At 60.7% G+C, this 22,709-nt stretch carries 17 protein-coding genes and 1 pseudogene; 3 read left to right on the top strand and 15 right to left on the bottom strand.

What is annotated here, in order from left to right:
- Positions 1 to 5: 5 nt before the first annotated feature.
- The 3 genes and pseudogenes from ACJ2A4_RS10015 to ACJ2A4_RS10005 all read right to left on the bottom strand — a co-directional run bounded on the left by ACJ2A4_RS10015 (position 6) and on the right by ACJ2A4_RS10005 (position 5,865).
- A pseudogene (locus ACJ2A4_RS10015) lies at positions 6 to 1,471 on the bottom strand (efflux transporter outer membrane subunit).
- Positions 1,468 to 4,644 carry an efflux RND transporter permease subunit gene (locus tag ACJ2A4_RS10010; RefSeq protein WP_408872710.1) on the bottom strand — a complete coding sequence of 1,059 codons (3,177 nt, stop codon included), beginning with the start codon at positions 4,642 to 4,644 and terminating at the stop codon, positions 1,468 to 1,470. Before ACJ2A4_RS10010 ends, ACJ2A4_RS10015 begins: the two are co-directional and overlap by 4 nt.
- A 6-nt stretch (positions 4,645 to 4,650) precedes the next feature.
- On the bottom strand, positions 4,651 to 5,865 hold the full coding sequence (locus ACJ2A4_RS10005; protein WP_408872709.1) for an efflux RND transporter periplasmic adaptor subunit: 1,215 nt from the start codon (positions 5,863 to 5,865) through the stop codon (positions 4,651 to 4,653).
- Between the two features lie 114 nt (positions 5,866 to 5,979).
- Here ACJ2A4_RS10005 and ACJ2A4_RS10000 point away from each other — a divergent pair, with 114 nt between their 5' ends.
- Positions 5,980 to 6,648 (top strand): TetR/AcrR family transcriptional regulator, encoded by a 669-nt coding sequence (locus tag ACJ2A4_RS10000; RefSeq protein ID WP_408872708.1) that lies wholly within the window; start codon positions 5,980 to 5,982, stop codon positions 6,646 to 6,648.
- A gap of 7 nt (positions 6,649 to 6,655) precedes the next feature.
- Here the strand turns inward: ACJ2A4_RS10000 and ACJ2A4_RS09995 are convergent, their stop codons facing one another.
- The 5 genes from ACJ2A4_RS09995 to ACJ2A4_RS09975 all read right to left on the bottom strand — a co-directional run bounded on the left by ACJ2A4_RS09995 (position 6,656) and on the right by ACJ2A4_RS09975 (position 12,049).
- Positions 6,656 to 8,863, bottom strand: coding sequence for a tetratricopeptide repeat protein (locus tag ACJ2A4_RS09995; protein WP_408872707.1), 2,208 nt, complete (start codon positions 8,861 to 8,863; stop codon positions 6,656 to 6,658).
- Between the two features lie 338 nt (positions 8,864 to 9,201).
- Positions 9,202 to 9,942 (bottom strand): MotE family protein, encoded by a 741-nt coding sequence (locus tag ACJ2A4_RS09990; protein ID WP_408872706.1) that lies wholly within the window; start codon positions 9,940 to 9,942, stop codon positions 9,202 to 9,204.
- A gap of 6 nt (positions 9,943 to 9,948) precedes the next feature.
- The gene (locus ACJ2A4_RS09985) at positions 9,949 to 10,446 is read right to left on the bottom strand and encodes a DUF6468 domain-containing protein (RefSeq protein ID WP_194259569.1); all 498 of its coding nucleotides are present in this window, start codon (positions 10,444 to 10,446) and stop codon (positions 9,949 to 9,951) included.
- A 14-nt stretch (positions 10,447 to 10,460) separates the two neighbouring features.
- Positions 10,461 to 11,528 (bottom strand): flagellar motor switch protein FliM, encoded by a 1,068-nt coding sequence (fliM, locus tag ACJ2A4_RS09980; RefSeq protein ID WP_408874154.1) that lies wholly within the window; start codon positions 11,526 to 11,528, stop codon positions 10,461 to 10,463.
- A gap of 47 nt (positions 11,529 to 11,575) precedes the next feature.
- A complete protein-coding gene (locus ACJ2A4_RS09975; RefSeq protein ID WP_408872705.1) occupies positions 11,576 to 12,049 on the bottom strand; it encodes a flagellar basal body-associated FliL family protein in 474 nt (157 codons plus the stop codon).
- A 63-nt stretch (positions 12,050 to 12,112) separates the two neighbouring features.
- Between ACJ2A4_RS09975 and ACJ2A4_RS09970 the strand changes: the two genes are divergently transcribed.
- Positions 12,113 to 13,372: a transglycosylase SLT domain-containing protein gene (locus tag ACJ2A4_RS09970; RefSeq protein ID WP_408872704.1), complete on the top strand. Its 1,260-nt coding sequence runs from the start codon at positions 12,113 to 12,115 to the stop codon at positions 13,370 to 13,372.
- Between the two features lie 191 nt (positions 13,373 to 13,563).
- Positions 13,564 to 14,979 (top strand): amino acid permease, encoded by a 1,416-nt coding sequence (locus ACJ2A4_RS09965; protein ID WP_408872703.1) that lies wholly within the window; start codon positions 13,564 to 13,566, stop codon positions 14,977 to 14,979.
- A 70-nt stretch (positions 14,980 to 15,049) separates the two neighbouring features.
- Here ACJ2A4_RS09965 and ACJ2A4_RS09960 read toward each other — a convergent pair whose 3' ends face one another.
- Genes ACJ2A4_RS09960 through pstC form a run of 7 tightly spaced genes read right to left on the bottom strand, consistent with a single transcriptional unit; the run spans position 15,050 to position 22,596 of the window.
- Entirely contained in the window at positions 15,050 to 17,152 is a 2,103-nt protein-coding gene (locus tag ACJ2A4_RS09960) for a prolyl oligopeptidase family serine peptidase (RefSeq protein ID WP_408872702.1), read from the bottom strand.
- A gap of 36 nt (positions 17,153 to 17,188) precedes the next feature.
- Positions 17,189 to 18,403, bottom strand: coding sequence for a sensor histidine kinase (locus ACJ2A4_RS09955; RefSeq protein WP_408872701.1), 1,215 nt, complete (start codon positions 18,401 to 18,403; stop codon positions 17,189 to 17,191).
- 56 nt (positions 18,404 to 18,459) lie between these two features.
- On the bottom strand, positions 18,460 to 19,182 hold the full coding sequence (locus ACJ2A4_RS09950) for a response regulator (protein ID WP_408872700.1): 723 nt from the start codon (positions 19,180 to 19,182) through the stop codon (positions 18,460 to 18,462).
- Positions 19,179 to 19,913: a phosphate signaling complex protein PhoU gene (gene phoU, locus ACJ2A4_RS09945; RefSeq protein ID WP_062511280.1), complete on the bottom strand. Its 735-nt coding sequence runs from the start codon at positions 19,911 to 19,913 to the stop codon at positions 19,179 to 19,181. The genes ACJ2A4_RS09950 and phoU overlap by 4 nt, the downstream gene beginning before the upstream one ends.
- 6 nt (positions 19,914 to 19,919) lie before the next feature.
- Positions 19,920 to 20,726, bottom strand: coding sequence for a phosphate ABC transporter ATP-binding protein PstB (pstB, locus tag ACJ2A4_RS09940; protein ID WP_228124222.1), 807 nt, complete (start codon positions 20,724 to 20,726; stop codon positions 19,920 to 19,922).
- Between the two features lie 20 nt (positions 20,727 to 20,746).
- On the bottom strand, positions 20,747 to 21,619 hold the full coding sequence (gene pstA, locus ACJ2A4_RS09935; protein WP_194259575.1) for a phosphate ABC transporter permease PstA: 873 nt from the start codon (positions 21,617 to 21,619) through the stop codon (positions 20,747 to 20,749).
- Entirely contained in the window at positions 21,616 to 22,596 is a 981-nt protein-coding gene (pstC, locus tag ACJ2A4_RS09930; RefSeq protein ID WP_194259576.1) for a phosphate ABC transporter permease subunit PstC, read from the bottom strand. The genes pstA and pstC overlap by 4 nt, the downstream gene beginning before the upstream one ends.
- Positions 22,597 to 22,709: the final 113 nt, after the last annotated feature.

Here is a 22,709-nt window from a genome sequence, read left to right as displayed (position 1 = left end):
TCCGGTCAGTGCGTTTGTGAGGGCACCTTAGGCGAAACCGTCTTCTGGCTCCACCCACCTCCGAGCGCGCGATACAATGTCACAATGTTCTGGAACCGCGCGGCCTTGACCGTAATGGCATTCTGCTGCGCCTGAAACAGTGTGCGCTGCTGCGTCAGGGTCGTCAGATAGCTGTCGATTCCGGCCCGATACCGCATCATGGCCAGATCGAATGCCTTCTGGGACTGATCGACCAGTGCCGCCATATGCCTGTCCTGCGCCGTATAGGTCTCACGCGCCGTCAGGGCATCGGACACTTCGCGGAACGCCGTCTGCACGGCCTTCTCATACTGCGCGGCATATTGCAGCTTCTGCCCCTTCGCCATCCGGAGATTTCCCTCGCTCTGCCCCCAGGTGAAGATCGGGAGGCTGATCGACGGCGAGACCGTCCATGTTTCGGCACCCGGCGTAAAGAGCTTGCGGAACTGCAGCGAACTCGTTCCTTCAGACGCGGTCAGCGTCACGCGCGGGAAGAACGCCGCACGGGCCGCACCCACATTGGCGTTCGCGCCGATCAGCGTATGTTCGGCTGCGCGAATGTCCGGACGCTGCGCCAGCAGATCCGAGGGCAGACCTTCCGGCAGATCGCCGATCATGGTCTGCGCCCCGAATGGCGCGGGTTCGGGCAGATTGGCCGGCAGAGGCGTCCCCACCAGAAGCTGAAGCGCGTGCTCGTCGTCCGCCACGGCGCGCAGATACTGCGCCTCATACGCCGACGCCTGCTCCACCTGTGTCTTGACCTGCGCCAGCGTCAGCGCATCCGCTTCCCCGTTGTCATAGGCAAGCTGCGTCAGACGCAGCGTGTCGTTTTCGGATTTCAGGGTATCGCGCGTCACCCGAAGCTCTTCACGATCCGCGAGCCACTGGATGTAGGTCGTGCCAATCTGCGAGACGGTCGTGAGCAGAACATTGCGGGTATTTTCCACACTGTTCAGCACGGCTTCCATCTGCTGGCGCGTCAGGTTCCGGATGCGCCCCCACAGATCGACCTCATAGGACGAAAATCCGATGGATGTCTGATACAGGCGCAGCGTGGAGATGTTGGTGCCCAGACCCGGCGCGAAGGAGAAACCCGCCGTATCGGACGGACCGAGGAACAGTCCCTGCCCCCCGTTGAAATGATCGGGAAAAGGGATGCGTTCTGGATCTCATACTGACCGCGTGACACTGTTACTGCCGCAGCCTGCGCGGCAATATCGCGGTTGTTATGCAGCGCAAGTTCCACGAGCGCCTTCAGACGCGGATCGGTGTAGAAATCCGCCCAGCCCAGATTGGCGACCTTGGCAGCCGCCGCAACATTCCTCGAGCCCGTATCGGCCGGATAGCTGTTCTGTATGGCCTGCGTCGGCTGATGATAGGTCGGGGCCAGATTGCACCCCGACACCAGCAGCAGACCGGGAAAGCCAAGAGTAAGCGCGAGACGGGCCTTCATGCGCCGTGCTCCCCTTCGGCGACAGGGGCCGCCTTGTTGTCCAGATGGGCATACGGATCCTTGCGGTCACGCACCCGCGTGACGCGGAACAGACGCAGCACCACCACAAAGAAGACCGGCACGAAGTAGATCGCCAGCAGTGTCGCGGACACCATGCCACCTACGACGCAGGTGCCGATCGCCACACGCGCCGCCGATCCCGCACCCGTCGCAATCGCCAGCGGAAACACACCGCAGACGAAGGCGATCGAGGTCATGAGGATCGGACGCAGACGCTCGCGTCCGGCTTCCAGAACCGAATCCTCCAGACTTTCCCCACTTTCGAAGAAGGCCTTGGCGAATTCCACGATCAGGATCGCGTTCTTCACCGAAAGACCAACCGTCGTCAGCAGACCTACTTGGAAATAGACGTCATTGGACAGCCCACGCCCCAGCGTTGCCACGATGGCACCGAGCACACCCAGTGGCAGAACCAGCAGCACCGCAAACGGAATGGCCCAGCTTTCATACAGCGCTGCCAGACAGAACATGATGATGATCACGGCCAGCCCATAAAGCGGCGCTGTCGATCCGCCCGAAGCAAGCTGCTCGAACGACAGACCTGTCCACTCATAGCCGATACCGCGCGGCAGCTTGGCCAGCAGCTTCTCCATTTCCGCCATGGCCTGTCCCGAGCTTGCACCCACGGCAGGCTGCCCCTGGATTTCGTAGGAGTTCAGACCGTTATAGTCCTCGACCTTCTGTGGACCATTAATCCAGTGGCCCGAGGCAAAGGCATTGAACGGCACCATCGTCCCGATTGCATTGCGGACATACCAGCGGTTCAGATCCTCCGGTGTCATGCGTGCCCAGGGCTCACCCTGGATATAGACCTGCTTGACGCGGTCATTGCGCATGAACTGGTTGACGTAGATCGAGCCTAGAGCCCCTTCGAGCGTCGTGTTGATATCCGCATTGGTCAGACCAAGCGCATTGGCGCGCTCACGGTTGATGTCCAGACTGAACTGCGGCGCATCTTCCATACCCAGCGGACGCACCGCCTGAAGCAGCGGATTCTGTGCCGCTTCACTCAGGATCTGGTTTCGCGCCGCCAGCAGGGCGTCATGACCCAGATGTCCGGTGTCCTCGAGTTCAAGGTCAAAGCCGGTCGCATTGCCCAGCTCCATCACGGCCGGCGGATTGACGGCGAAGATCTGCGCTTCCGGGTCCATCCAGAAATGCATCATGATCTCGCGCGACACCGTCATGGTCGTATGCGCGGAACCCGGACGCTGATCCCAGGGCTTCATGCGGATGAAGAACGCACCCGCACTCTGCCCCTGCCCCGCAAAGCTGAAGCCCGTCATGGTGAAGACGGATTCAACATACTGGCCATAGGTCTTGAGCACGTAGTCGGTAATCTTGCGGTTGACGGCGGCCGTCTGCTCCTGGGTTGCCCCGTTGCGCATCGTGACCTGGCCGAAGATGATCCCCTGATCCTCATCCGGCAGGAACCCGCCTGGCACCCGCATGAACAGGAACGCGACCAGACCGGTCAGGAGCGCGAACCCGATCATGCTGACAACCGGCACGCGGATCATCCACTTCACACCACCAACATACCCGTTCGTCAGACGATCGAACGTCCGGTTGAACCAGGCCGCGGGACCACGTTCATGGCCCTTATGCGTCGGCTTGAGCATGGACGCACACAGCGCCGGCGTCATGACCATCGCCACCAGAACCGACAGCCACATGGCCGCGACGATGGTGATGGAGAACTGGCGATAGATCACACCTGTCGAGCCACCGAACGCTGCCATCGGCAGGAACACGGCCGTCAGCACCAGCACGATACCCACAAGCGCACCCGAAATTTCGTCCATGGAGACGCGGGCCGCTTCCTTGGGAGACAGCCCCTTGTCCGTCATGACACGTTCGACGTTCTCGACCACCACGATCGCATCATCGACCAGCAGACCGACCGCCAGCACCATGGCCAGCATGGTCAGGGTGTTGATGCTGTAGCCCAGAATGGACATCAGCCCGAACGTTCCCAGCAGCACCACCGGCACCGCAATCGTCGGGATCAGCGTCGCACGGAAGTTCTGCAGGAAGATCAGCATCACGATGAACACGAGCACAATCGCCTCGATCAGCGTCTCGACCACTTCATGGATCGACAGCGTGATGAACGGCTCGGTATCCAGCGGATAAACCAGCTTCAGACCCTGCGGGAAATAGCGGCTCAACTCGTTCAGACGCGCGCGGACAGCCGCTTCGGTCTTGAGCTGGTTCGCACCCGGCGCCAGCTTGAGCGCCATCGCGGATGCGGGATGGTTGTTATAGACCGACCCCAGCGCGTAGCTCTGCGCCCCAAGCTCGACGCGCGCCACATCCTTCAGCCGCACCTGACTGCCATCCTGCTGCACTTTCAGCAGGATTTCCTTGAACTGCTCTGGTGTGCTCAGACGGGTCGGACCAATGATCGTGGCATCGAAACCAATGCCCTTCTTGGCCGGCAGACCGCCGAGTTCACCCGATGAGACCTGAATGTTCTGGGCAGAAATCGCCGCCTGCACATCCCCGACCGTCAGGCCGAAATTGTACAGCTTGGACGGGTCCAGCCAGACGCGCATCGCATATTCGGAACCGAACAGCGTATGGTCGCCTACACCCGAGACACGCGACAGCGGATCAGAAATGTTGGACGCCACATAATCCGCAATGTCCTGACCGGACATGCTGCCGTCTTCAGAAATGAAGGCCAGAACCATCATGAAGTTCTTGGTGGCCTTCGTGATGCTCAGTCCCTGGGCCGTCACTTCCGTCGGCAGACGCGGCTGGGCCAACTGGAGTTTGTTCTGGACCTGAACCTGAGCAATGTCAGGATTGGTACCCTGCTCGAATGTCAGGTCGATTTCCATCTGGCCGCTCGCATAGGACGAAGCGGACAGATATTCGAGATGATCCAGACCATACATCTGCTGTAGGATCGGGCGCACGACCGTGTTGTTCACCGTCTCGGCAGATGCACCCGGATACATGACCGAAATGGCAATCTGCGGCGGGGCAATGCTCGGATACTGCGCGATCGGCATGCGCGTGATCGCAACAGCGCCGACAAGCATGATGATCAGACCGATAACCCACGCAAAGATGGGCCGGTCAATGAAGAAGCGGGACAATGACATGCGGGGTTACTCCGCCTTTCCCGCAGGGGCGTCGGCCGGCACATCATGCGGCGTCACCTTCGCGCCGGGCTGCACCTTCTGCAGACCGTTCACGATTACCTTCTCTCCGGCTTTCAGCCCATCCGAGACCAGCCAGGATTCCCCAACCGTCCGCGACACCTGAATGGAGCGCTGGCTGACCTTGTTCTCGCTGTCCACGATCATGACGTAAGGATTGCCCTTGGCATCACGCGCCACGGCAACCTGCGGCACCAGCAGACCGTTCGGATCGATACCTTCCTGAATATGCGCATGCACGAACATGCCCGGCAGCAGCAGATGATCGGGGTTCGGGAAAACCGCCCGCATGACGAGCGTTCCGGTCGATGGGTCCACCGTGACTTCGGAAAGCTGAAGCTTGCCGCGGGCCGGATAATCGGAGCTGTCTTCCAGCTTCAGGCTCACAGCCGCCGCATCCGCACCACTGCGCTCGACCTGACCGTTCGCCAGCTCCCGCTTGAGGCGCAACATGTCAGCCGCCGCAAGATTGACGTCCACATAGATCGGATCAAGCCGCGTCACGACCGCGATCGGCTGGGTCTGCCCCGCTGTGAGCAGCGCACCCGGCGTATAAAGCGTACGGCCAATGCGTCCGCTGATGGGCGCGCGGACATGCGTATAGTTCAGGTTGACGGCCGCGGCTTCCACCGCTGCCTTCGCCTGCGCCACCTGAGCCTCGGCCTCACGCGCCGTGGCCAGCGTGTTGTCGAAGTCCTGCGAACTCACGGCATGCGCGGCCACCAGCGGACGATAACGCTTCAGCTGACCACTCGCCCGCGCAGCCGCGGCCTGTGCGTTCAGAAGCTGGGCTTTCGCCTGATCGTAAGCCGCTTGATAAGGCGCAATATAGATCTGAAAGAGCTGCTGCCCAACCTTGACGTCCGCACCCTGCTCGAAATCACGCGAGACAATGACACCATTCACCTGCGGACGAATCTGTGCCTGCTCATAGGCATCCGTCCGTCCCGGCAGGGACGTCTCAAGCGTGACGGGCTGCGTCTTCAGCGTCACCACATCGACAGGCTGGGGCGGCATCTGCGGAGGCGACGTTTTTTTCTGACACCCGCCGACCAGCAGCGGAAGTGCCAGAAATGGCACCAGAAAGGTTCCCTTCCCAGCCCACGGACCGACCGGAAACAGGGCCGCAGAAGAATTCAAAGACGTTTTCTGAAAAGAAGGCATGATACGGCCGCTATCCTGTGATACAGAAACCCGCTAGTTTCCTGCGAGGACGGAAACTAGCGGGTTTCTTTGACAGACGTCAATTCAGTCTGTGAAATAATATCGGAGTTGATCTTGAGCAGTCAGTCGAGCAGCCAGTCCGAAGACCGGAAACAGCCCTGCTGTGGCCGCCCTGCACAGCTCGACGAAGCCGAAAGACGCACCCGGATCCTGGACGCAGCCAGCGCGGTTCTGACCACGCACGGCTATCATGCCGCGTCGATGGATAGCATCGCTGCCTGCTCGGGCATGTCCAAGAAAACCCTGTACCAGTTCTTCGACTCCAAACATGCTCTTTTCGAGACCCTGATCCTCGAAAGGCTTTTCGCCCCGATCAACTACACCCCCCTGCCCTCAGATCCCATGGAAAAGCAGCTTCTGGGACTGATGACCCGCATCGCGGCCTGCATGTTCTGTGACGAACGCCTGAGTCTGCTGCGCTCCGTCATCACGGAAACCAGCCGTAATCCTGCTGTCCGTCAGCTGGTCGCAGATCTTTTTCAGCTTTCAGGCCGTGTTTTGCCAATCCAGAACTGGCTGACCACCCAGTCCGAAGCCGGCAGACTGGATATTCCGGACATCTCCGAGGCCTCGGACCTGCTGTTCGGAATGACGCTGGGTGGCCCCATGCTGGGTCAGCTCACACATTGCAAACCCAATCGTTCACAAGAGCAGCTCGAGGCATTCATGGCATACGGCATCAGGGTTTTCCTGGAAGGACACCGTCCGACCGCTCAACCCTGAGCACGGCCTAACCGCCTGCGGAAACCGGCGATGAGGCTTCATCGTGGCCTCCTGTCAGCAGACGAAAAACGCTTTCGGAAGACGTGCCTTTCATCAGGGGTGCAAAGCGGGTCTGCAGATTTTTGAGCGTCTGTTGATCCTGCGCCCTGGAGGCATCCCCGCCAATCCGAAGGACAAGACTCTGCTGTTCCGCTGACAGGGATGCTTTCGTATCCTCTGCACCCGTTGGAAGCCCGTCCAGCATGGGCGAAAGCGCTTCCACGGCCCGGGACCATTCACCCGCCTTTTCAGCCATCTGAGCCCGCAAATCCCATGCACGCGGATCACGGATAGTCGCCAGTTCGCCCGCGGCTTCATCAGAACGATGATCAGCAAGCGCAATCCGCGCCTTCAGCAAGGCTACTTCTACGGTCTGACTGCTACTTCCTCCGGGAAGAGCCAGGGCGGCATCGGGAGAACCTTCAGCAAAAACCGCGAGATCCTGCCGCGCAGCCTTGAGATCCCCCATATCCAGCTCAAGCCTGGCCAGTCGAATCCGGACATCCATGGCTTTTGAGCCAGTTTCACAGGCCAGGAGACTTCGCAATGTCTCCCGCTCCTGATCCGGCAGCCCCAGCGCTTCGTAACGACGCGCCAGACCGTCGAAAATATCCCGCCGCGAAGTATCGTCAGGCGCTTGAACCAGTGCGTCTTTCAGAAACGCAACCTCATCCATATTCTGTCGCGCGCCTGAAGAGGCCGACTGTGCCATCCGTCGAATGATATCGGTCTTCTGCGGTTGGATTTCGGCCATATCATCCGGATACAGACGGCTCCACTCCTGTACTGCCGAAGCAGCGGCTCCAAGATTTCCACCTTTCATGAGAGCCTCGAGCTGGAAAATACGACCGGCCTTCTCCCGACCTGCAATCCGAAGAGCAGGCAGGATGTTATCCACCTGATCCGCAACAGCCTGTGGGGATAAGGTCTTTTTCTCCAGCGCAAGTCGAAGAGATGCTTCCCGGGCCACAGGCCAGACAAGAGGTGACGGATCGCGCGCAAGAACAGCCAGTTTCGCCTCCGCATCCGGTGCGTTCCTGCGCGCCGCAAGAAGCGCTCTGGCCAGAGCGACCTGCGGATTATCCGGCGACTGATCCAGAACTTTTGTAGCGCTGTCACCTCCATAACGCGCAATCCACTGCGCGGCTGGCGGTAGCAGGCGATCGCGTAAAGGTGCCGCGTATGCCTGCAGGACCGGCAGGCCCGTGGCAATCAGATCAGCGGTATGAAGACGATCATTTTCATCAGATCCTGACACAGCCTGTCCGGTCCGACTGGCTGAAGGCAGAAGCATCCGCATCATTCCACGCCAGAGCTGATCTTCCGGGGTATTTGCTCCATCTTCCGCCAGAGAAGAAGAACCCGGACGAGCATTGAGCACAGCCGATATCTGCTGCAACCGACGCGCTTCGGGTTTCTCTATTCCTTCCGGCCAGTCCTGCAAGGCAACCTGCATGACTTCACCCAGAAGGGGCCCGTTCCCCGCCCGGGCTGCAGCCTGGGCAACCCGCATGCGCGCATTAAAACGATCACCCGAAGAGGCCAGCGCCGCAGAAATTACACTGCGCCTGAGAGACTCCCGCAATTCCTCCGGCTTTCCCGCACTCAGACTGACGCCACTCAGAGAGGAGCCATAGGGCTGAAGCCGGTTGGAGGCCATCAGCGGGAAACTGTCCGGACCGGTCGTATCCAGAACCAGCTTTCCGCCCGTCTGACGCAGTTCGATGGTGTCAGCATCGGCAGCAATCACAACGCCAATCAGACTGCTCCGAACCGCAAACCCCGTTCCCAGACGACGTATGGTCTTCTGAATCCGTCCTGACCGCGTCATTCCCAGCAAAAGCCGTCGCCCCGAGTCAGGGTCATCCAGCGCAACGACCTGCGGCAGACCTTCTTCAACAGGCGGCATGAACGTCAGGGCGTTTCCATCCTGCCCCAGCAGCATATCGTCCTGAGGCTTTACGTCCGAGGCAACCGACACCGTCCAACCCGCGCCAACCGGACGCAGGACAGGATTACGCTCATCTGACAGTCCAATGGTAATCACCGTCACATCCGGCAACATACGGCTGGACACGGATGTAAAAGGTCCCATTCCTGACAGGCCCGCCGTATCAAGGACATGTCGTCCTGCGGCCACCAGAACAAGGTTCTGGCCATTCCTGAAAGCCGCCACAGGCGTCAGCTCACCCAGCGGCAGCCACAGTCCAGTTGCGCCGGGAATCTGTACGGATGGCCCTTCGGGAGGAGATGTCGTGCTTTGTGGACGACTCCCAGACGATGAACCGGTCCCGGAAGCGGACTGCTGTTCCTGGACTGCTTTTTCCGGATGAGGAAAAAGAGGAGAGGGATCGTTCAGGAAAGACCACCCGGCAGGCAACAGATTTCCACCCGTAGCCTTGGCCGAATGTCCTGCATCAGTCTCAGGCTTTGAGCTAGGGACTTTAGCAGCAGGGGCCGCCATTACCGCTCCAAGAGACGACAATCCCAGTACTGTAGCCAGAAACGCCCGTCTCATCCGTTACCACCAATCCGGGTGGCGGGCCGTGCATGGGAGTTCACCAGAAGCTGCGTGGCCAGAATGGCGCGCTGTGGCGACATGGCTTCCATGATGGCTGAAGCCTTGCGGGGATTCATTTTGTTGAGGAGCGCCACACCCACACGCAGATCGAGAATATTGAAGATCGCTGCTGCATCCTCCGGCTTCATGGCCTGATAGATTTTAACCAGACGATCTGCATCGTCATTCCGCAGCTGATCCGTGTGCTGCTCACTGCTCTCGAGTGCGGTTCGTGAGTTCTCCAGCGCCGTCATCCGGCGTTGCAGTTCTTCCTCGGCGGCATCCACCAGACGCTGTCGATCATTCAGAGCCGCATCCCTGCGGTCCAGTTCCTTCTCGCGGGTGGCAAGCTGCTCCGCCAGTACGGGATCTGTTGACTGTGCCGTGGGTACCGGAGCCGTTGGCGCAGGCCCCTTGCAGCCTCCATGCGCACAAAGATCATCCATTTTGGAAGCGGCTGCAGGAGAAGATGGCGGAGGCGCTGCGGCTTTTGAAGGCTGAGCCGATGGAGCAACCGGAGCCGGCGCCTCGGCCTGCGGCTGCGGCTGCGGCTGCGGCTGGGCCATGGCAGCTGCAGTCAGGGACGACGAAGCAGAGTCCGTGTCATCCATAAGGTCACCCGCGATCGCGTAGATCTTGACCCCCAGAAGAACAATCATCAGACCGCAGGCAAGGTGCAGGATACGGAAAAACATGGCTGCTTATCCCTGCTTTTGGCGAAGAGCGCGCAGGAGTTCACGTTCAGCAGCACTCTTGCTGCCGCCAGGCTTCATCGTCCGTACTTCATCCGGCTTCAGGCGAAGCGCCGAGCGGAACGGGGTTTCTTCAGGCCGTTCCTCGACCCGCTGGGAGGCTTTTACGCCTGCTGTTGCGGCCCGTCCCGCAGGCAGGAGTGATTCCAGCTGCTGGGCAAGGGTTTCGGACCGGTCACACAGCATCGCAAGATCCCGCTTCAAACTCTTGCCGGACTCGACGGTCTTGCCCAAGGCGCGTCCCACGAGTTCGGTCGTCTGTCGCAGATGATCAATACCGGACTGGGCCTGTGCACTACTGGACTGGAGGCTTGCAATCAGGGCATCGAGCTGTCCACGGTCACGCCGCAGGACGGAAAGGGCACGTCCGAGATAAAGACTGTAGAAAATCGTCACCAGCAGCAGCGCTGACAGGGCAATCTCGATCCAGAGCTGAAATCTGTCCATGAAATATGCTCCGTTCAGCTATAGGATGTGGCACGATCCGTGCCGGGTTTCTGGTTGATAACGTCTTCGATCTTGATGGCGACCTGCCCCTGCTTGCGGCCGACCCGCCCTGTAAAAAGAGCATGTTCGCCACAGCGCAGGCTGACGAGGGCATCCGGCTTGCGGCGCAGGATCAGTTGATCTCCTGGAGCGAGCTTCATGATATCCTTGAGGTTCACGGTCTGCTCTTCCAGGACGGCATCGAGGGTCAGATCCGTCTGCCAGAGCTCCTCGGCAAGATGATTTTCCCACATGCCGTCATGACCGAATTTCTCACCCATGAACTGCTGCAACAGGATGTCCCTGACAGGCTCGAGAGTGGCATGCGGCAACACCACATCTATGTCCCCGCCCCGGCCTTCCATATCGACACCGAAACGGGAAGTAACGACGCCGTTTCCAGCGCGGCAAATCATCGCAAAACGTGAATTCATCTCCAGCCGCTCAAAATGGAAATTGACGGCACAGAGCGGACTGAAACTCGTTTCCAGATCGTCCAGGATGATCCTAACCATGGGCTCGATCAGAGCACGTTCAATCGCAGTATGATGCCGTCCCGTCTGGCGGCTGGTCGGACCGTTGGAAGCGATGTCGCTGCGGAGATGTCCTCCGAGAAGCGCATCGACGATGCTGTAGATCAGGGGCGAACTCAGCACGAGGATACCGTAATTATCCCATTCTTCCGCTTTGAAGACCGCGAACATGGCCTGTCCCGGCACTTTTTCGAGATAGTCCCCAAAACGCTGCGATCCCAAGCGGTCCATCGAGACTTCGACATTGTCGCTGGTAAAATTGCGCAGGCTCGTCGTCAGGATTCTCGTGAAACGGTCGAAGACGACTTCGAGCATCGGCAACCGCTCGGACGACACACCGGACGTGCTGACAACACGCTCAATGCCCGTGCTATCAACCGGACTACTGATCGCGGAATCCTTGCCAAAGAAGCTGTCGATCTCGGCCTGACTCAGGACATGGTCCTGATCGCCGTCAGACCCGAAACCCGCCGCGCCCTGTCCGGCCAGCGGAAAAGCCGCAGCAGGCATGTTAGCATCGTGGTTCGCAAAAGCAGTATCGGCCTGTCGGTCGTCGCTCACTGCACCAGCACCTCTACGAAAAAGAGATCCCGCACCCGGAGAGGCGCCACGATATTGGTAATCTGCGCCAGCATGGTTTCCCGCAGCCGGTAAATGCCACTGCCGGAAAGTTCCGAAGGCTGCATTCCATGCAGACAGGTCTGGAACGCGTCCTGGATTTGCGGCATCAGAGCTGACACATTTGCGGCGTTTTTGCCGTCCTCAACCTCAAGTCTGGCACCGATCCGGACATACCGCGTGCGGTCCGTCCCGGAGTCGAGATTGGAGAGAATGGTCGGAATGGTGACGATCGTCCATTTCACTGGCTGGGCAGCCGTCTTGGACGCCGGGGTTGCCGCGTGATGAAAATGCTTCCATGCAAAGGCTCCACCACCAGCCAGAAGCAGGCATGCCAGCACTGCAAGGATGATGATCTTGCGCTTACCCCCCTTCTTGACCGGGGTTTCGTTTTCCGGAGTCTCCGTCGTCACCGTTTGTCTGCCTTCTCTTTCGGACAGCACTCATCATCGGCACAAAAGATTAACAGCGGGTTTATGATGCGCAGGAAAAGGCAAGTCTTCCTTCAGACGGGAACCATCATCCTGAGCCTCATAACCCTTGCAGGCTGCGCTTCCCAGCGCTCTCCTTACAACCGCTATTATTCCTCAAGCGGTGCCTATCGCGCACCCGGACCGGCGGGCGATCCGTGGCGACCCTATATCCTTCAGGCTGCCAGCCGATTCTCAATTCCGCAGGAGTGGATCCGCGCCGTTATCCATCAGGAATCGGGAGGGCACCAGTTCCTGGACGGGCGTCCCATCACTTCCCATTCAGGGGCAATGGGTCTGATGCAGCTCATGCCCCAGACCTATGCCGACATGCGCTCGCGCTATGGGCTCCGGGCCGATCCCTATGAGCCGCACGACAACATCATGGCGGGTACGGGCTATATCAGCATTCTCGCTCGTAAATATGGCGCGCCGGCCTTTCTGGCGGCCTATAATGCGGGTCCGCAGCGGCTTGAGGCTTACCTTTATGACGGACGCCAGTTACCCAATGAAACCGTCAATTATGTCGCAAGCATCACGCCCCATCTTGGCACGCAGATTGCCATGACAGGTCCGCTGGCCGCTTATGCCAGCGCCGATCAGCTGAATGCCTCCCAGTCCGGCACAGCCCTTGCGAGCCTCTCTCCTGCCCGGACTGCACCAGCACCCATCATGACCGCATCACGGAGCGTGGGAGAGGTCTGGGCCAGCCGCCATGTCACAACCGCTGCCGCGCAGACGCCGATTGCCGCGCCCAGCGCCATTCCGTGTAACCCGGACGACGCCTACGACCCCGATGTGCCCTGCGCCGTCCAGCCCGTCAGCACACCGCAACTCGCGCCCCCTGCCGCCACGGCCAGTTCAGCTCCCGCGGACAGCAACACGCTCGCTCTGCAACAGCCAGCTCCTGCCCACACTCTTCCGCCGCCGCCAGTCATTCCGACGCCTCACACCCTGCCAACCCAGCCCACGGAATCGACCACCATGGTCGTTGGCTACCATCGTCCCGGAAGCTATGGCCCCTGGGCCGTTCAGGTGGGAGCCTTTGCGAGTATCGGACAGGCAAAATTCGCGGCCACCATGGCGCGACAGGCGGCCTTCACCCCGCTCCAGTCTGCCCGAATCGAAGTGCATCCGACATCCAGCCATGGCGCTACGGTCTGGCGGGCGCGTCTGACAGGGATAAGCCGCATCGGGGCAGCGCAGGCCTGCTCAACTCTTTCCGGACAGGGAATGGCCTGCATGGCCGTCCCGCCGGGGCATTGAGGGCACAGCCGAGAGAACAGTTTCGGCGTCAGAAGCAATCCGCGTTGGCAATGCGGCAACTTTCGCCTATGTTCCCATGCATGCCAGACATAGCTGACGCGCATGAAGCGTAGGCCCTTACGGCCCCGCCTCTCGTCATGCCCCATACAACTTTACCGACACCTCTTACGACGACTTCCCAGGACGTGCAGATGACGACAAGCCCGGCTCCCGATCACCCCCCGACCCATGCAGGGGCCATCAGCGAGGAAGGCTATCACAAGGACCTCGGACGCCGTCATGTTCAGATGATCGCCATTGGTGGCGCCATCGGGACGGGGCTGTTCCTCGGAGCAGGCTCACGCCTTCAGGTGGCCGGGCCGTCCCTTGCGATCATCTATGCGATCTGTGGTGTCTTCTCGTTCCTGATCCTGCGTGCGCTGGGCGAACTCGTCATGTACCGCCCAACCAGCGGCAGCTTCGTGACCTATGCGCGTGAGTTCCTTGGCGAGCGGGCCGCCTATATGGCGGGCTGGCTGTCTTTCCTGAACTGGGCCATGACCGGCATCGTCGATATCACGGCCGTAGCGCTCTACATGCATTACTGGGCAGTGTTCCTGCCGGTTCCACAATGGGTTTTCGCGCTCGTGGCGCTGGCGATCGTCGGCACCATGAACATGATCGGCGTGCGCTATTTCGGCGAGATGGAGTTCTGGTTCTCCCTCATCAAGGTCGTGGCGCTGGCGCTCTTCCTCGTGGCCGGTGCCCTCATTCTCGGAACACGCATGCCGGTGGCGGGTCATACGACCGGCTTTCACCTAATTACTGAAAATGGCGGCATTTTCCCGCACGGGATGTTCTCGGCCCTCATGCTGCTTCAGGGCGTGGTATTCGCCTATTCCGGCATTGAACTGCTGGGCACGGCTGCTGGTGAATGCGAGGACGCACGCGAAATCCTGCCCCGCGCCATCAACAGCGTGATCTGGCGTATCGCCCTGTTCTATGTGGGCTCCGTGATCCTGCTGGTCTGCCTACTACCCTGGACCGAATATCATGCTGGCACCAGCCCGTTCGTGACGTTCTTTCAGGCGCTCGGGATTCCGGGCATCGGCACCATCATGAACATCGTGGTTCTGACTGCCGCCCTCTCCAGCCTCAATTCCGGCCTGTATTCCACCGGCCGCGTCCTGCGCGCCCTCGCCCTTGGCGGCTCCGGCCCGAAGGCTCTGGGCAAACTGAACGGCAGCTCCGTCCCCTATGTCGGCATCCTCACCACATTGGCGGTCTATCTGGTGGGCGTGATGCTGAACTACTTCATCCCGTCGCGCGTGTTCGAAATTGTCCTGAACTTCTCCGCACTCGGCATCATCAGCACCTGGGGATTCATCCTGCTGTGCCAGTTGCGTCTGCGCGCAGCCATCAATCGCGGAGACATTGCGCCAACAGGCTTCAACATGCCCGGCGCGCCCTACACGACATGGGCGACCCTAGGCTTTTTGGGCTTCGTCCTGATCATGATGGCCTTCGACTATCCGGACGGCACGATCACGATCGGCGCCATCCCCCTGATCGGTGCCATCCTGATTGGTGGCTGGTGCCTGCTGGATCGCGGTCGCCGCCACGGCTGACCCCTCTTTCCCGGCACAAAAAAGGGCGCTCCAAGGAGCGCCCTTTTTCATGTCCGCTTGATGCAAAGCCTCAATGCGTCCGGCCGAGTTCGGACCACAGATAGGCATAGCTCAGCGCCTGAGTCTGGGCGATTTCCTTCTGGCTCGCACCAAAACCATGACCGCCTGCCACCTGCTCCCAGTAATAATACGGCAGCTTCAGTTCACTCATGCGCCATGCAAAACGACGGGCATGAACAGGACCAACGCGATCATCCTTGGTGGTCGTCTCGATAAACGGCACGGGATATTTCACATCCGGCTTCAGGTTCTGAAGCGGCGAAATCCCGCGCAGGAACGCTTTCTGCTCCGGGATGGAGACCGTCCCGTATTCACCCACCCAGGACGCACCCGCCGACATGTGCTCGTAATTCATCATGTCGAGCAGCGGAACTTCGATATCAACGGCCTTCCAGAAATCCGGATGCTGCGTGAACTCGACACCCATCAGCAGACCACCGTTGGAGCCGCCCTGAATCGCCAGATGCTGCGGGGATGTCACCTTCCGGTCCATCAGATCCTTCGCCACGGAAGCAAAGTCGTCATAGATCCGCTGACGATGCGTCTTCAGTCCCGCATCATGCCAAGCCGGTCCAAACTCACCGCCACCGCGGATATTCGCCAGAACATAGACCCCGCCCCGTGACAGCCAGTTATTGCCGATCCCGGCCGAATAGAACGGGAAAAGCGGCACTTCAAACCCGCCATAGGCATAAAGCAGCGTCGGATTGGTACCATCCAGCTTCATGTCCCGCCGATGTACGATGAAGTACGGAACACTGGTTCCATCCGTCGAGCGTACTTCCTGTTGCTCCACCGTCATGTCCGAGGCATCGAACTGTGCTGGCAGCGTATGCAGCTTTTGCACCGAAGCCGTATCGCTGTTGATTTCCCACAGAGTAGTCGGGCTCAGAAATCCGGTCGATACGGCATAGGCCAACGGGCTGTCCTCATCGACACTGGCCAGTTCGACTGACATGTTCTGCGGTAGTGGCAGGTCCCGGTGCGTGAAGCCCGTCCCGGACGGCGTATAGATCGAGATCTGGCCGCGTACGTTGTCGTAGAGCGTGACGATCAGATGACCATGGCTCGTGAACGCGCCCTCGATCATCTGCTTGCCGGTCGGCGCCAGCAGAAGCTGGGGCGCGACGGTCGCGGCAGCCGGATCGACCAGCACCACACTGCCCTGCGGGAAAGTCTGCGTCCCAACCTTCCAGTCTTCCTTCAACTGTACCACCAGACGGCCATTGAACAGCCCTGCCACGTCCGCCTTCAGGGGAATGGCAACCGGCGTCACCTGACCATCGCGATACAGAAACAGTTTGGACGAAAATGCATCCAGACCTTCACGGATCAGCGTGACCTGATGCCCGGCTCCATCATGCAGGACTTCCGGCCCGACCTCGACGTCCTTGCGGTTGCCGGTAAAGACCGTCTGCGCCTCAGACAGCGACTGTCCGCGCTTGAGAAGCTTCACGATATACGGATAGGACGATTCCGTGAGATCGGCATCCGTCCAGGGATAGCTGACCAGAAGCGTGTCCCGACCCAGCCAGCTGGAATCCTGCTTGGCATGAGGCAGACTGAACCCGCCTTCGACAAACTTTCCGGTCCGCAGATCAAACTCCCGGACGGTCTTGGCGTCCTCGCCCCCATCCGAAAGATACAGCAGGCAGAGATTCTGCTGGCTGTGCAGGCAATCCACGCCCCCATAGACCCAGTTGCGCTTCTCTTTCGCCGCCAGCGCATCGAGATCCAGCGCCACCGTCCATTCCGAATGCTCCGTCGCGTAAGAATCCGGTGTCGTCCGGCGCAGGATGCCCCGCAGATGCCGGTCATCACGCCAGAAATTGTAGATCATTCCGTCGTTCTGTATCGGCAATGCCAGACGGTCATGTGTCTGGAGCAGCTTTAGCGATGTGTCGTACAGGCCCTGATAAAGCGGCCCATGACCCAGCAGACGCAGGGTCCGGTCGTTCTGCGCCTTCACCCAGGACATGGCCTGCGCGCCGTTGATATCGCTCAGCCAGGCAGGGATGGTGTCAGGAACATCGGCCGCATAAAGCGGCGTGAACATGCTGCCAGTCAGCAGAACCGCGAGACCGGCACGGCGAAAACTCCGGAAAACTGTCACAGTAACAAGACCCCTGATTGTTTCAGAGTGAAACTATCATTCCACAACCGAAACTGCAAGGGTGGCGCTGGCTGCCGGCAGCCAGACCAGACAGGTCGTCCCCTTCCCCAGCGCACTCGCAATCCGCAGACGCCCGCCATGCCGGTCCAGGATATGTCGGACGATGGACAGGCCAAGACCCGTTCCCTGGCCGGCTCCGTCGGTCAGAGCGCCCACGCGGTAAAAACGCTCGGTCAGGCGCGGCAGATGATGCGCTTCCATCCCGCAGCCATTGTCCTCGATCCCGAGGATAATGCCGCCATCAGCGGGCCAGCGGTCATCGGGCGTGACAGCGCGCTTGGCCGACAGGATGATGGTCAGCGGATCGCCCGATCTGGCACCGTAACGCAGGGCGTTCTCGATCAGGTTAAGCAGGACCTGAACCATTTCGTCCTCGTCAGCGCGAACCAGCAGATCGTCCTCGATCTCCAGCTTCAGGGTCCGCCCTTCCTGCTCAAAACGTGGGGCGACTTCCCCAAGGACGACCGCCATAAGGTCCGCGACATCCACCACGTCGCGAGGGCGCTGATGCTCATGGGCCTGAACGCACGACAGGTACAGCAGCCGGTCGATCAGGCGTTTCAGCCGCTCGGATTGCTGGCTCATGATATCGAGAAACTGCTGCCGCATGACCGGGTTTTCGCCAGCTGCCCCGCGCAGCGCGTCGATAAATCCACTTAAGGAGGCCAGCGGCGTGCGCAGTTCGTGGCTGGCATGGGCGACGAAATCCATGCGCATCCGGTCCGCGGCCTGTGCCTCGCTCCGGTCCGTCAGAACAACCAGAACACGCCTGTCCTGCCCCTTGCCACCGGGAAGCCGGCGCAGCATCAGGTGAAGCGTGCGTGGAACCGGCACATCAAGGGTGAAAGTCGTGGAACAGACCGGAGGCAGTTCGCCCCTGCCATTGCTCCCCACGCTCGGGAGAGGGGCCGGAGCCCGCAACGCCGCCGAAAGTGCGGCGCGCGCGGCAGGGTGACGGAGGATGGCACCGACCGTTTCCCCGAATTGGGAGGCCGCCTCCTCATTGACCTGGACAATCGCACCCAGCCCGTCCAGCACCACGGCACAGGCCGGCAGGGGATCAACCGGCAGATCGGCCGGAGATACCGGCGTCAGATAGTCATCGGGAGGAGATGTCGGAACGCGGGGCTGACGCAGCAGAAGCCAGACCGCCAGCACCCATCCGGCCAGCGCCACACAGACGAGGACCATCCCCACCTGCAGTGGCAGCGTATCCGCTGCAGGCGGAAGTCCCCCGGCGGCACCCGTCAGCCGCCGTCCGTCGTCGGGCCGTCATCCAGTGCATAGCCGGCCGCACGCACGGTGCGTACCAGATCGATTTCACCCGGCCCGTTAATGGCTTTGCGCAGACGACGGATATGCACGTCGATCGTCCGGATCTCGACATGGATGTTCTGGCCCCAGATCCGCCGCAGCAGATCCTCGCGGGAGAACACCTTGCGCGGATTGCGGATCAGCAGGTCCAGCAGACGGTATTCCGTTGGCCCGAGCGACAGCATCCGCCCGGCCCGCTCCACGCGGTGCGTCTCCGGGTCCAGCGTGATGTCCGCAAAGGACAGACGGTCATAGGAGGACTGGTGCCGCCGCAGCAGCGCCCGCAGACGCGCATCGAGCGTATCAATGCTGCACGGCTTCATCAGATAGTCGTCCGCACCCGTATCGAGCCCGCGGATTGCATCCTGCTCGGCCGAACGGGCCGTCAGAAGCAGAACCGGAACGTCGCGCAGAGCAGGATTGGCGCGGATCCGGCGACACACATCCAGCCCTGACAGGCCCGGAAGCATCCAGTCCAGCACGACAGCGTCCGGACGGGACGTTTCCAGCGCCAGAAGGGCAGCCTCTCCGTCCTCAGCCTTTTCGACCCGATAGCCACGCTGTTCGAGATTGTAACAGGTCATCAGCAGGAGGGCCGGATCGTCCTCGACCAGAAGAACGAGCCCCTTGGCGCGTGCCGGCGATGGTCCCTTCACCGGACGTCAGGCTCCTGCATCGTTTCCGCTACCGTCAGCCCGGAAGCCGGACCACCACGCGGACGCAGGGACGGCAGGTTGTCGCCTGTCACGGCATAGAAAACGCGCTCGGCGATATTGGTCGCATGATCGCCGATCCGCTCAAGATTCTTGGCGATGAACAGCAGCTCCGTGCAGGCACGGATGTTGCGGGCGTCTTCCATCATGTAGGTCACGAGCTCACGAAACAGTGCCGTGTAATATTCGTCCACGGCCCGGTCCGAGTGCCAGACTTCCATGGCCCGGTTGGAATCCTGCTGCGTGATGGCATCAATCGACCGGCGCAGGTTTTCCTGCACCAGACGTCCCATGCTGCGCAGACCTGAAAGCGAGATCTGGTTTTCCGGCATCCTGATCCGCAGCGAACGCCGCGCGATGGACGATGCGTAATCGCCGATCCGCTCCAGATCGCCCGTGATCTTCAGGGCTGCCACGATCTCACGCAGATCGCCCGCCATGGGGCTGCGCAGCGCCAGAAGACGGATCGCAAGGCTTTCGACCTCACGCTCCAGCTGATCTACTTCGGGGTCCTGACGCGCGGCGGCATCGGCAGCTTCCTCGTTGCGGTCCGCAATGGCGGACAGCGCGAGGGCCACCTGATTTTCCACGATGCCGCCCATCTGCGCCATCATGGACCGGAGCTGACCCAGCTCCTGTTCGTAGCTTTTGACGATGTGGGATCTGTCAGCCATGACGCGTTATCCAAACCTGCCGGTGATGTAGTCCTGGGTCTGCTGCTGCTTCGGATTGGTGAACATGCGGTCCGCACTGTCCACTTCGATCAGCCGTCCCATGTAGAAGAATGCCACCTGATCCGCGCAGCGCGCAGCCTGCTGCATGTTGTGGGTCACGATCGCGATCGTGAACTCTTCCTTGAGTTCATCGAGAAGCTCCTCGATACGCGCCGTGGAAATCGGATCCAGCGCCGAGGTCGGCTCGTCGAGCAGCAACACTTCCGGGCGCGTCGCAATGGAACGGGCGATGCACAGACGCTGCTGCTGGCCACCGGACAGGCCGGATGCCGGAGCGTTCAGACGATCGCGGACTTCGTTCCACAGCGCGACACGCGTCAGCACGTCCTGCACGCGCGCATCCATGTCAGCCTTGTTCAGCTTCTCATGCAGCCGCACGCCGAAGGCGATATTGTCGTAGATGGACATCGGGAACGGTGTCGGCTTCTGGAACACCATGCCCACGCGGGCGCGCAGGATGTTCAGGTCCAGATCCCGGTCCAGAACATTGCGCCCGTCGAAGATTACCTCACCCGTCGCGCGCTGGCCGGGATACAGGTCGTACATGCGGTTGAACACGCGCAACAGCGTCGATTTGCCACATCCACTCGGCCCGATCATGGCCGTAACGCGACGCGCCGGAAAATCCACCGAGATGTCGTGCAGGGCGTGGTTCTCGCCGTAATAGAAATTCAGATTGCGGACAGCCAGCGCCACTTCAGGGCTTTTCACCATCTGCGGATCAGTCTCGGTCATCATGAAATCCTGTGTCATCCCCTGCAGTGTTTCCGGGGTCATCCGCGTCGCGCCGAGACGCGGACGGCAATATTGATGGCCAGAACGCCCATCGTCACAAGGAGCGCACCGGCCCAGGCCAGCTGCACCCAGTCTTCATAGGACGCACCGGCATACTGATAGATCGTCACCGGAAGGCTCGCCATCGGCCTATTGAGGCTGAAAGACCAGTTCTGGTTGCCCAGCGACGTGAACAGCAGAGGCGCCGTCTCACCGCTCACCCGGGCGAGCGCCAGAAGAATACCAGTCAGAACACCTGTCTTGGCGGAGCGCAGGCACAGCGAGAGCGTCACCCGCCAGCGCGTCGCACCTAGTGCTGCTCCGGCCTCGCGCATCGATGTCGGGACAAGCCGCAGCATGTCCTCGGTCGTGCGCACGATAATCGGTACCGCCAGGATCGCGAGTGCCACAGAACCGGCCAGCGCGGAAAAGTGCCCGAACGGTGCGACCATGACCTGATAGACGAACAGACCGACCAGAATGGAGGGTACCGACATCAGCACGTCAGACACGAAGCGGACGCAGGATGCGAATTTGTTGGTGCTCGTCCCGTATTCGGAAAGATAGATCCCGCAGCCAAGGCCAAGCGGGGTTGCCATCAGCAGGGCCAGGAAGGTCTGGATCAGGCTGCCGACGATCGCATTGGCCAGACCCGAGGACGACCCGGGAGGCCCCATGGGCTTCATGATCGCTGCGGCGGACAAGCCGGCAAGCCCGCGCGAAAGAAGCGTCCACAGGATAGAGGCCAGAACCAGCACAAGGATGCCAGCCATGACCATACCGAATGCCGTTGCGAGATGATCAGCGCTCCGGCGACGGGCCGCGCGGGGATTGGGCTTCCAGCCGTTTGTGGAAACGGTTGTCTCGCTCATTTCGTATCTCCCCGCAGCATCCGCGCGAGTGCCAGACTGGCGAAGGACAGCAGCATCAGGATGAAGCCCAGAGCCAGCAGGGACGACAGACGCAGCGAACCGGCCGGGCTTTCCGGGAACTGAAGCGCAATCAGGGAGGCGACAGTGCTGCGGGGCGCAAAGAGCGACCAGCCCACAGCCGTCACATTGCCGATCACGAAGGTCACGGCCATGGTCTCACCCAGTGCACGGCCCATACCCAGCACGATCGCACCGATCATGCCTGAGCGGGACCAGGGGACCACGACCTTCCACATCACGTCCCAGCGCGTGGCGCCAAGGCCGTAGGCACTTTCACGCAGCATATTCGGCATGGCGGCAAAAACGTCCCGCATCACGGCGGTCATGAAAGGTGCGATCATGACAGCAAGCACCAGCCCGGCCGTCATGAGACCCGTGCCGAACGGCGCACCATGGATGATGAACCGGATGCCGGGAACATGCTTGAAATGATGGGTCAGAAACGGCTGGACCGTCCGCGCCATGAAGGGGACGATCGTGAAGAAGCCCCACATGCCGAAAATGATGGAGGGCACGGCGGCCAGAAGCTGCACCGCGGTTCCGACGATGGCCGCAATCCGCGGCGGCGCCATTGCGGTCAGCCAGAAGGCCGTGCCGAAGGCCAGCGGCAGGGCAATGATGACACCGATCAGCGTGCTGACAATGGTGCCGAACAGCGGCGCCCAGGCGCCATACTGATCCGCAACCGGGTTCCAGACATCACGGAAGGCAAAGCCCAGGCCAAACGTGCGGAAGGCCTGACTGCCACCCACACCCATGAGGACCACGAGACCACCAAGCACCACCAACACCAGAAGCGCGGATGCCGCGACCAGAAGATGGAATGCGGTATCGGGCCCGCTGCGGCGGCTTCCACTATGGGAAACACCGGCCTTGTCGCGGGCCTCGGTAGGCTGCGTGGCTGTGGCAAGGGTCATGCGTGAGAAGCTCTGACTTGAAAAAACGGGCGTTATCCGGCAGCCGCAGCCACCACTTCAGTGCATTAGCCGTCCTGTCATGGAAGAACAACCGGAACTGGAACGAGGCGTGA

It is taken from the genome of Gluconobacter roseus (genome assembly GCF_046058915.1).
Classification (GTDB): Bacteria; Pseudomonadota; Alphaproteobacteria; order Acetobacterales; family Acetobacteraceae; genus Gluconobacter; species Gluconobacter roseus_A.
This window is presented reverse-complemented; position numbering and strand designations above follow the sequence as displayed.

Excerpts from the sequence above, each read along its gene's own strand:
- ACJ2A4_RS09955 (WP_408872701.1), bottom strand. The coding sequence starts at position 18,403 with ATGGTCCTCGTCTGTGTGGCGCTGGCCGGATGGGTGCTGGCGGTCTGG.
- phoU (WP_062511280.1), bottom strand. The coding sequence starts at position 19,913 with ATGGCTGACAGATCCCACATCGTCAAAAGCTACGAACAGGAGCTGGGT.
- ACJ2A4_RS10010 (WP_408872710.1), bottom strand. The coding sequence starts at position 4,644 with ATGTCATTGTCCCGCTTCTTCATTGACCGGCCCATCTTTGCGTGGGTT.
- ACJ2A4_RS09970 (WP_408872704.1), top strand. The coding sequence starts at position 12,113 with ATGATGCGCAGGAAAAGGCAAGTCTTCCTTCAGACGGGAACCATCATC.
- pstA (WP_194259575.1), bottom strand. The coding sequence starts at position 21,619 with ATGAGCGAGACAACCGTTTCCACAAACGGCTGGAAGCCCAATCCCCGC.
- pstB (WP_228124222.1), bottom strand. The coding sequence starts at position 20,726 with ATGACACAGGATTTCATGATGACCGAGACTGATCCGCAGATGGTGAAA.
- fliM (WP_408874154.1), bottom strand. The coding sequence starts at position 11,528 with ATGCCTGCTGCGGCTTTTCCGCTGGCCGGACAGGGCGCGGCGGGTTTC.
- ACJ2A4_RS09965 (WP_408872703.1), top strand. The coding sequence starts at position 13,564 with ATGACGACAAGCCCGGCTCCCGATCACCCCCCGACCCATGCAGGGGCC.
- pstC (WP_194259576.1), bottom strand. The coding sequence starts at position 22,596 with ATGACCCTTGCCACAGCCACGCAGCCTACCGAGGCCCGCGACAAGGCC.
- ACJ2A4_RS09990 (WP_408872706.1), bottom strand. The coding sequence starts at position 9,942 with ATGTTTTTCCGTATCCTGCACCTTGCCTGCGGTCTGATGATTGTTCTT.
- ACJ2A4_RS10005 (WP_408872709.1), bottom strand. The coding sequence starts at position 5,865 with ATGCCTTCTTTTCAGAAAACGTCTTTGAATTCTTCTGCGGCCCTGTTT.
- ACJ2A4_RS09985 (WP_194259569.1), bottom strand. The coding sequence starts at position 10,446 with ATGGACAGATTTCAGCTCTGGATCGAGATTGCCCTGTCAGCGCTGCTG.